General features: G+C 69.4%; 6 protein-coding genes and 2 pseudogenes. 1 reads left to right on the top strand and 7 read right to left on the bottom strand.

What is annotated here, in order from left to right; all coding sequences use genetic code 11:
* Positions 1-42: 42 nt before the first annotated feature.
* The 6 genes and pseudogenes from ACFXPL_RS36350 to ACFXPL_RS36325 all read right to left on the bottom strand — a co-directional run bounded on the left by ACFXPL_RS36350 (position 43) and on the right by ACFXPL_RS36325 (position 7,328).
* On the bottom strand, positions 43-900 hold the full coding sequence (locus ACFXPL_RS36350) for a sugar phosphate isomerase/epimerase family protein (RefSeq protein WP_384927453.1): 858 nt from the start codon (positions 898-900) through the stop codon (positions 43-45).
* 63 nt (positions 901-963) lie between these two features.
* Positions 964-4,428, bottom strand: a complete 3,465-nt coding sequence (locus ACFXPL_RS36345) for a ThuA domain-containing protein (RefSeq protein WP_384927452.1) — start codon at positions 4,426-4,428, stop codon at positions 964-966.
* Between the two features lie 181 nt (positions 4,429-4,609).
* Positions 4,610-4,843: pseudogene (locus tag ACFXPL_RS36340) on the bottom strand (aldo/keto reductase); the annotation flags it as partial.
* Positions 4,844-5,059: 216 nt separating this feature from the next.
* A complete protein-coding gene (locus tag ACFXPL_RS36335; RefSeq protein ID WP_384927451.1) occupies positions 5,060-5,632 on the bottom strand; it encodes a hypothetical protein in 573 nt (190 codons plus the stop codon).
* A gap of 310 nt (positions 5,633-5,942) precedes the next feature.
* Positions 5,943-6,400 (bottom strand): annotated as a pseudogene (locus tag ACFXPL_RS36330) (transposase); the annotation flags it as partial.
* 88 nt (positions 6,401-6,488) lie between these two features.
* Positions 6,489-7,328 (bottom strand): SDR family oxidoreductase, encoded by an 840-nt coding sequence (locus tag ACFXPL_RS36325; RefSeq protein WP_384927450.1) that lies wholly within the window; start codon positions 7,326-7,328, stop codon positions 6,489-6,491.
* A 92-nt stretch (positions 7,329-7,420) separates the two neighbouring features.
* Between ACFXPL_RS36325 and ACFXPL_RS36320 the strand changes: the two genes are divergently transcribed.
* Positions 7,421-7,879 (top strand): winged helix-turn-helix transcriptional regulator, encoded by a 459-nt coding sequence (locus ACFXPL_RS36320; protein ID WP_384927449.1) that lies wholly within the window; start codon positions 7,421-7,423, stop codon positions 7,877-7,879.
* A gap of 231 nt (positions 7,880-8,110) precedes the next feature.
* On the opposite strand, the gene ACFXPL_RS36315 is transcribed toward ACFXPL_RS36320, so the two are convergent.
* Positions 8,111-8,638, bottom strand: coding sequence for a DinB family protein (locus tag ACFXPL_RS36315; RefSeq protein WP_384927448.1), 528 nt, complete (start codon positions 8,636-8,638; stop codon positions 8,111-8,113).
* Between the last annotated feature and the right edge of the window lie 508 nt (positions 8,639-9,146).

Here is a 9,146-nt window from a genome sequence, read left to right as displayed (position 1 = left end):
CCCGTAAGGGACCGGCCCGTACGGGCCGGTCCCTTACGCGGATCAGTAGCGCAGCCGCGCGAGATACCGGTAGCTGCGCAGCGCTGTCAGGAACGGGTCGGCCGGTGTGTCGTGCTCCACCAGCCACTGCCGTACGCCCCCGGACCGCGCCGTGTCGAACATCGCGGGGAAGTCCAGCACACCCGAGCCGACGTCCTCGAACCCGCCCTGCGGCGTCATGTCCTTCACATGCAGCGCGGGGAACCGGCCGGGGTGGGTCACGAAGAGCCGGCGTGGATCGTCGCCGCCCTTCGACGCCCAGTACACGTCCAGCTCGAAGCCCACCAGCTCCGGATCGGTCTCCTTGAGCAGGATGCCGTACAGATTCTCCCCGTCGACGGTGGAGTGGTCGCCGTCATGATTGTGGAAGAGCACCCTGAGCCCGGCGCGCCGCGCGAGCAGCCCCGCCGCGTTGAACTGCCGTGCCGCTTCGCGGTATCCGGCCGGTGAGTGCATCGTGGTGGGCAGGCTCGGCACCACGATCCACCGGCCGCCGAGCGTACGGACGTCCTCGATCGCCTGCGGCAGACCGCTGCCGGTGACCGTGGGGTAGGCGACGTGTTCGAGCACCGCCCGGAGCCCGGCGGCGTCCAGCATCGCGCGGATGGCCGTGGCGCTGTGGCCGTGCCGGCCGCTGACCCCGACGGTCGCGTAGCCGATCCGCGCCAGGCGCTCCAGCGTCCCGGGGAAGTCCGAGGCCAGCGGGGTGCGCATGGTGTACAGGTGCATGCCGATCGCGGACGGCGGGATCCGTCTGTTCCGCCGCCCGTGTCCGAGGGCGCTCGCGCTCCCCGTACCGCTGAGCGCGACCGCCATCCCCGCTGCGGCGCCGAGGAACGCCCGTCTGCCGGCGGTGCCCATGGCAGTGGCAGTGCCGATGTCGATGCCGTTGCCGTAGCTCTTGCGGTTCATCCTGCTCCCCTCTCAGCGTGCGTCGACACGGACCGCGCCGGTCGTCGTGTCACCCCGGTCGTCGGTGACGGTCAGCCGCGCCGTGTACGCGCCCGCCCGGGCGTACGTGTGCGTCGCGCTCGGGCCCTCCGGACCCGAGGGCTTGGAGTTGTCGCCGTAGTCCCAGTGGTACGAGGCGATCGTCCGCCCGGCCAACGGCTTGACCTTCGAGGTGAGTTGGAAGGTGAGTGGCGTGGAGCCGCCTGCCGAGGCCGCCCGGGCCGTCACCTTCGTGGCCGGTTTCTTCTCGACACCGGGGCCGTTGAAGTGCAGCCAGTCCACCGCGAGCAGATCCGGTCCCTGCTCGGTCCAGGCGGGGTTGGTGAAGACGGCGTACAGCTTCACCGTGCGCCCGGGGTCGACGAGGTCGGTGGTGGGGGAGACGATGTTGCCGTAGCCGCCGGTGACGGGGACGGTGACCTTGCCCAGCAGCCGGCCGGTGGGGGAGTCGGCGCGGAGTTCGATGTCGCCGCCGATGCCGCCCGAGGACGCGCCGACCGTCACCGAATCGACGCCCTTCAGCGATACCGGGTCGAAGGCGATCCAGTCGCCGTCCTCGATCTCGCCCAGCCGCTTGCCTCCGGAGGAGTCGGCACGGTCCACGGTCTGCGCCCCGCCGTGCGCGCCGCCGGTCGACGTGCGGTGCTCGGCCTCGCGGAAGGCGGTACGCAGGGTCAGCGACGCCGAGCCGGTGAGGGCGGGCACGCCGTCCGCGCCTCCCAGGTCCTCGTAGCGTGCCGTGATTCCGTAGTACAGGTTCTGCCCGGGGCCGTGACTGTCCCCGGCGTCGGTGACGATCTCCCCCTTGCAGCCGGTGTAGTTGTCCAGCGGATGGAGGTGGCTGTCATGGCCGAGCTGGGACTGGACGACCACCCGTGCGCAGTCGATCCTGCCGCGGGGGCCGGTCTTCCCGTCCTCCCGGTCCTTGACCTTAACGGTGAACGGGATGGTGTCGCCGAAGCGGAAGATCCCGCCGTCCGGGGGCTGTTGGATCGTCACCACCGGGCGTGTGTTGCCCACGGTGATCTCCTGGACCGAGAGCCCGGTCAGCCCACCCGGTCCGGTGACGGTGAGCCGGGCGGTGAACCGGCCCGTGTCCCGGTAGACATGGGACGGGTTGGGCTCCGTCGAGTCGGTGGTCCCGTTACCGTCGAAGTCCCAGGCGTAGCGGACCGGTTGGCCCTCGGGCAGTCCGGAACCCGCGCTGGAGAACGCGACGGTGAGCGGCGCGGCCCCGGTGTCCGGGGTCGCGGTGGTCCTGGCCTCGGGCAGCCGGTCGTCCCCGACATGGTCGATACGGTAGATGCCGGAGCCCTCGTTGCTGCCGCCCCGGCCCGTGCCGCTGCCGAGCCCGAAGTCGATGACGTACAGGGCGCCGTCGGGTCCGAAGTCCGCGTCGAAGGGCTGGTTCCACTTCATGTCGCCGAAGACACCGTTGATGGACTGGAGGTCACCGGCCTTCACCGGGGGGAACCGCGGATCGGTGAACGTCTGGTCCTTCTCCTGGAACGAGAAGGTCTTGAACCAGCTCCTGGTCAGCTCGTAGACCAGCCACTTCCCCTCGAAGTAGGCCGGGAACTTGGACGGGTAGGCGTTGTCGGGGTCGTAGTCGTAGACCGGACCGCTCATCGGCGCCCCACCGCCCGTGCCCAGTTCGGGGAAGCCGGCCGAGGCAGAGTAGGTGTACCAGACCGTCGCCGGTGCGGCGGGCGGCAGTTCGCGCAGTCCGGTGTTGTTCGGCGAGTCGTTGACCAGGTTCGCGCAGTCGAACTTCGGGCCGGGGGTGCCGGTCGCGAAGTCGTAGTCGTTGAAGGGGGTGTTGGCGCCGACGCAGTAAGGCCAGCCGTAGTTCCCCGCCTGGGTGATCCGGTTGTACTCGACCGTGCCCTCGGGACCCCGGTCGGCGACGGCGGCGCGTGCGTCGGGCCCGTAGTCGCCCACCAGCAGCGCCCCGCTCCGCGGGTCGGTGGTGATACGGAACGGGTTGCGCAGGCCCATCGCGTAGATCTCGGGACGGGTGCGATCCGTACCCGGTGCGAACAGATTGCCCTCGGGAACGGTGTACGTGCCGTCGTCCCGCGGTGTGATCCGCAGGACCTTGCCGCGCAGGTCGTTGGTGTTGCCGGCCGTTCCCTGGGCGTCCCAGGCGCGGCGCCCCGCCCGCTCGTCGATCGGTGTGAAGCCGTCGGAGGCGAACGGATCGGTGTTGTCGCCGGTCGCGACGTACAGCTCGCCGTTCTTGTCGAAGGCGATCGACCCGGCCATGTGCGAGTTCGCCCGGCCCTCGCCGCGCAGCGTCGGGACGGTGAGCAGACGTTTCTCGGAAGCGGGGTCGACGGTGTCGCCCGTGACCGTGAAGCGCGACAGGTTGAGCTGTTTCTCGCTCTTGTCGGAGTGCAGCAGGTAGAGCCATTGGTTCGTCGCGAAATCCGGGTCGAGCGCCAGCCCGAGGAGACCGTCGGACTGGCTCGTCATCTCGGGGGCGTACGCGAAGTCCAGCGCGGTCGAGACCCGGAGCGACGCCTGGTCGATCACCTTGAGCTTGCCGGTGCGTTCGATGAAGAAGACCCGGCGGTCGGGGGCCACGGCCAGCTCGAAGGGATCGGCGAGGTCGCTGGTGACCAGCGGGGTGCGCTGGAAGGCGCCCGTGCGGGTGGCGGTGCAGTCGCCGGGCGCGCTGCCCGCCGCCCACTGGATGCCGCCGAGCAGATGCGAGAGGAAGGCGTCCTCCTCGAACGAGGCCGCGTCATGCCCGCCGGCGGTGAACCAGGAGCGTCCGCCGTCGTAGTTCTGGCACCAGGACCACGGATGGTCGACGCCCTCGTCCAGGCCGTCGATCCCGTCGTTCACCTTGATCTGGGCGAGGGTGTGCACCTTGCCCGTCGGGTTGGTCCGCCAGTTGTACCACTCCTCCGTACGCTCCCAGAGCTGTGGCAGGTCACGGGTGGAGGGATGGGTACGGTCGAGCACCTTCACCCGGCCCGTCTGGACGGCCGGGTGCTTGTCGAAGACCGCGCCGACCAGCCCCTCGTACCAGCTCCAGTCGCGCTCGCTCGCGGACGCGGAGTGCAGCCCGACCCAGCCGCCGCCCCCGCGTACGAACCCCTGGAGGGCGGCGCGTTGGGCGGCATCGAGCAGATCGCCGCTCTCCGGCGTGGAGTTGGTGTTGTTGAAGACGATCGCCTGGAAGCGGGCCAGGTTCTCCTCGGTGAAGGCGGCGGCGTCGGAGGTGGCCTCCACGTCGAAGCCGTTCTCGCTACCGAGTCGCTCAACAGCCTTGATGCCGGCGGGAATCGAGTCGTGTTCGAAATTGGTGACCTTGGAGAAGACCAGTACGCGGAACGGTGCGGCCTCGGCCCGGGGCGGGGCGGCCACCCCGGCACCGAGGACGAGCGCGAGTAACGCGGTGATCACGAGGAAGGGCGACGAGGCTCTCATGGGCGCTCCCGGTGCTGGTTGGGCGGCGGGTTGGAAAGCGCTTTCAGGAGTACGCCGCACAGCGTAGGTCCCGTATCACGGAGAGGCAATGGGTCGGAAGAGCCTTCTGTGGCAGGCGAGTTGAGGACGGGGGCCCGGCTCCGCCGGGAGCGTACGGCGCGTTCGGGCCCGTCCCGCCGCGTCAGACGGCGTCCCGCTCCGCCACCTCGGCCGGGGTGAGGACGAGATCGGCCGCCGCCGAGTCGACGACGGTCTCCGGACGGCTGGAGCCCGGAATCGGCACCACCGTGGGCGACTTGGCCGGCATTCAGGCCGGAGCGACCCGCTGCGGACTGACCCCGTGCGCCTCGGCGATCCGGGTGAACGGGGCGTACGAGGAGCCGAGTTCACCGGCGTTCTTGATGCCGCCGAACGGGCACCCTTCTGCTGCGGGGATCGTGCCGGCCGGTGCTCCTTCAGCCGCGCCGTCGCCCGGCGGCGCGTCCAACAGAAGAAGGCGAGCAGATCGACGGCCGAGTTTCTCGACGGAGCCCGCCCGGAGGGCGAACGGACCGCCCCGGTGGCGCGGCCGGCCCATCTCGTACCTGGAGGGCGAGCCCTGAGGGGCCGGACGGGGCACCTGGTTGAAGGGTCAGTGGTCGTCGGCGATGCGGGTGGCGATGCCGTTGCTGATCTTCACCTCGGCGGTGAGGCCCTTCTGCGCGGCAGCTTCCAGCTCCTGCTCGGTGCACTTGGTGGCGGACTGGCCGTTCGCGTCGCCGCAGGTGCTACCCGCACCCCAGATCTCCGTGTCAGTGGACGTGAAGAATGCCTGCTCCTCACCCTTCGGGCCGGTGACCGTGTACTTGCCGGGCGCCAGGTACGACACATTCCCGAGCCACGTGCCGCTCACGCCCTTGCCAGCCTTGTCCTGGCCGGCCCCGTCGCCGGCGCTCTCGGGGGCGGATCCCGAGCCGGCCTCACCGGTACCGCTGGAGTCGCTCTCCGCAGCCGGCGCCTTCGTGCCGGAGGAGGCCGACGCGTCGGCGTTGCTGTCCGCACCCGATGAGTCCTCAGCCTCGGCAGCCGCCTTCGTCGAAGAGGCGGTGGCCGTTGCGGCCGAGGAGGCCGCGTCGCCCGCGTCGCCCTGGCAGGCCGTCAGCAGAGCGGTTCCAGCGACGAGAGCGGCGGCGAGCAGAACGGAACGAGTACGCAGGGAGGCCATGAAAGCAGTCCTTCGAAGAGTTGGAGCAGCTGACGTCCGTGAACTGCTTGTTCGTGCATCATCCACCACGTCGTACACCGAGAACGGGATGTCCTTGATCCACAACGTTCCTGTGACCACTCACGGACACACCGAAAGATCGCCGTCCGGAAAGCGGATCCCTTCGTCCGCTGCTCGCCGGACGGAACGGCAGAAAGGCGATCTGCCGCGACCGTGCCGGCGCCTCCGCTTCGGCCGCCTCCGCCGCGGCTCCCGACGCGAGCCGGATCGCAAATCGGCGGCATGTCCGAAAGAGCCGGGTGCAGCACCCGGTCAGCGCGAGGATTCGCTGCATGACGCGGGCGATGACACCGCCAGGTGTGCGCCCTCGGTGCTGCTCAAGGTCGAGCCGGCCCTTGAAGGTTTCGTCGACCGACTCGATGACCTGCCGCAGTGGCTTGAACAGCGGTGCGCCGGGTCGTTCCGGCTCGCCTTTGCGGTCCGGCCTCAGCAGCCGGATACTCTGCTCGGCCAGTTGGTGTTCGAACTCGCGGCCGAAGTGGTTTTCGTCGCCGATCAGCGTCTGTCCGGCCGGTCGGCGACGAGGTCCGGTTCGGCGGCGAGCAGGTCCAGCAGGGTCTCGCGTTCGTCGGCCTTGGCCCCGGTCAGGGCGAAGGTGATCGGCGGGCTCTGGAGGGTGCACACCAGGTGCAGCCGCAGTCCTCAGAGGAAGCGGCTGTGACTGGCGCAGTAGTAGGACCCTGTCAGGTCGCTCCGGCTCTTGAGTTCTGGACGGTGGTGGGCGGTGACGCTACGGGGCCGCCTCGTGCGGCCGTAGTCGCACGAGGCTGCCCCGGCGCTTCAGCTGAGTTGTGCCTCAGCGAAAAGCAGCGATGTTACGGGCGACCCAGTTGTTGAAGGGGCGCGGAGCGCGACCGAGGACTCGTTCCACGTCCGAGCTGATCCGCAGTTCGGCGGGGTTCGGGGCGGAGACGATGTCCAGGGTGTCGTCGGCGAGCTCCGGCGGCACGAACTGGATCATCGCGGCTTTGGCCTCCTCGCGGGTGAGTTCGTGGAATCGCACCGGCGAGCCGAGCGCGGCGGCGATGGCCTCCGACTGCTGACGGGGCGTGATCACCTCGGGCCCGGTCAGCTCGAAGATTCCGCCGGTGTGCCGGTCGTCCAGCAGGCAGGCCGCCGCGACCTCGGCGATGTCCGCCGGGTCGACGATCGGAACCCCGACATCGCCGAAGGGCGCGGCGACCGTCCCTTGCGTGCGGACGGACTCCGCCCACGCCAAGGCGTTGGAGGCGAAGCCGCCCGGTCGCAGGACGGCCCAGTCCAGGCCGGACGCTCTCAACGCGTCCTCCACCGCGCGCATCACGATCCGCGACGGGCCGAGCGGCCTGGTCGCCACGCCCTGCGAAGACAGCAGGACGACTCGGCGGACCCCGCTGGCAGCAGCCAGGTCGATAATGTCGGTCGGCCTGGCTTCGGGGGCGTGCAGGTCGCCGGACAGCAGGAGGAACAGCGCCTTCGCCCCGTCCAAAGCGGGAGTGAGGCCCTGCGGCTCGGCCAAGTCAGCCGGCACGTGCCGGACCCCGTCCGGCATTGCCGCCGCGTGCCGTGACACCGCCGTCACCTGCTCGCCCGCCTTGGCCAGGGCCTGCGTCAAAGGCCGGCCCACATTCCCGGTAGCCCCGGTCACCACGATCATGTTCAGCTCCTAGTCCGTTGTGCACTGCGGTAATTGACGCTAGGAGGCAGGCTTACTTTTCGTAAGAACATACCCAGAGGTAAGCTCCGGACATGAGAGAAGGTGCGCAGCTGACGCAGGCCGAGGCGGGCATTGGGTATGAGGTGTTTCACACCGACTGCCCTGCGCGCGACGTGGTCGACCACGTGACCAGCAGGTGGGGTATCTGGGTGCTGATCTCCTTGCGGAGCACCGACCTTCGGTTTTACGAGCTGCGCGACAGCATCCAGGGCATCAGCGAGAAGATGCTCGCTCAGACACTGCGCGCACTGGTCCAGGACGACCTGGTCTGGCGGAAGGTCGAGCCGACGACACCACCCCAAGTCACCTACGGGCTGACTGAGTTCGGCCAGGATGTCGGTGCGCCGCTGACGGACTTGTTCGACCGGATCACACAGCGGCTGGCAGCCAGCGGGACGTCCGCCGCGGAGCGGCTGAGCGCAACAGGTCAAGCGAAGCAGCTGACCACCCCAGGCCCTCAACAGCTTCATCATCTCGACGACGAACACTGACCGTGACAGCAGAACGGTTCGTGCGTGCCCTCAGCACGGACCAGTGGCAGAAAGGCCGCGCCACCAAGACACTGTCCATGGAGGACCTGTCCCACGTGTGGCTCACTCCAACGAGTGAACAGGCTGCCCAGCCGGTCCAAGTTCCGTGGCCGAGCGGCCACGGAACGGCCACCGGGCGTGAAATCCGGCCAGCCAATCTGAGATCCCACACGATCCCTTGGAATCGATCATCTAGGGCCGCTCCAGCCATCCCCGTACGAAGACGGCCTGCCCGACATGCTGGAGATCGTCGGAGACGATGCTGACCAGCCGCACCCCCAGCGTCACGGCCGGGGTCCACGCCTCGTCGACGATCCGTCCGAGATCGGCGTCCTTGAGCGTACGGAGATACGCGACCGTCCGGTCGTGGACGGCGTCGTGGTATCCGGCGAGCAGTTCCGCCGTGACGCCGCCGAGTTTCGCCACGTCCTTGGCGGAGTGCCCGTAGCCGGTGGCGCCCGGCCGGAACGACAGTCCGAACCGCCCGTGCCAGTCCTCCGCCGTCCACACCTGCTCCGTACCTGCGGCATCCGCGATGTGGTCGTCCTGGACCCGGGTGAGATGCCAGACGAGCCAGGCGATCGAATTCGCCCCGTCGTCGATCCGCACCTCCAGCTCGTCGGGCGAGAGCCCGCCGACCGCTTCGTGGACCGTCTCGCGGATACGGCCGAAGGCGTCGATGAGCAGATCCGCGCTCGGGCTGGACGGGGTGTCGGTCATGGCGGGCTCCCTCGCTCCTCCGGACTTTCCCGGACTTCTCCGTCGGGTCGTTCCCGTACGATGGCGCGCGCGGGTGGCCCCGGCAACTCCAGGGTCGCCCCCGCCGGACCCCGGAGTGCGGTGCACCGCGGTGACATCAGCCGCTCCGCGGCGGGCGGCTCCTTCGGGGCAAACATCGCCGGTCGCGGTACTAGGGCGTGTTTCGAAAGTCCAGCCTGGCCCGCGACGCCTGGCACGCACGCTCGCCGCGTTGTCGGAGTCGTCCACGTACGTCCGGGCCATCGAGGGTGCCGATCCTCCGCCTTGCGATCGCGCTCGGCATCCGAAGGAGGATTCAGTGCGCCGAGACGGAGCGAGCGGAGCGAGCGCAGTGCACCAGACGCCGCAGGCCCGCCCTACGGGCGGACGGCGCTACTTTCGAAACACGCCCTAGGTGTTCTGTCCACGGAGGTTGGTGACAGCAATCACGGCGGGGTGATCTTGAACGAGTGAGGGCCTTCCGGGTTCG

The sequence above is a fragment of the Streptomyces sp. NPDC059092 genome (genome assembly GCF_042756365.1).
Classification (GTDB): Bacteria; Actinomycetota; Actinomycetes; order Streptomycetales; family Streptomycetaceae; genus Streptomyces.
The sequence above is the reverse complement of the archived record's forward strand: the minus strand, read 5'-3'. Positions and strand labels throughout refer to the sequence as shown.

Bases quoted from the DNA above. Each gene is read 5' to 3' on its own strand.
- ACFXPL_RS36350 (WP_384927453.1), bottom strand. From the start codon at position 900: ATGGGCACCGCCGGCAGACGGGCGTTCCTCGGCGCCGCAGCGGGGATG.
- ACFXPL_RS36345 (WP_384927452.1), bottom strand. From the start codon at position 4,428: ATGAGAGCCTCGTCGCCCTTCCTCGTGATCACCGCGTTACTCGCGCTC.
- ACFXPL_RS36335 (WP_384927451.1), bottom strand. From the start codon at position 5,632: ATGGCCTCCCTGCGTACTCGTTCCGTTCTGCTCGCCGCCGCTCTCGTC.
- ACFXPL_RS36325 (WP_384927450.1), bottom strand. From the start codon at position 7,328: ATGATCGTGGTGACCGGGGCTACCGGGAATGTGGGCCGGCCTTTGACG.
- ACFXPL_RS36320 (WP_384927449.1), top strand. From the start codon at position 7,421: ATGAGAGAAGGTGCGCAGCTGACGCAGGCCGAGGCGGGCATTGGGTAT.
- ACFXPL_RS36315 (WP_384927448.1), bottom strand. From the start codon at position 8,638: ATGACCGACACCCCGTCCAGCCCGAGCGCGGATCTGCTCATCGACGCC.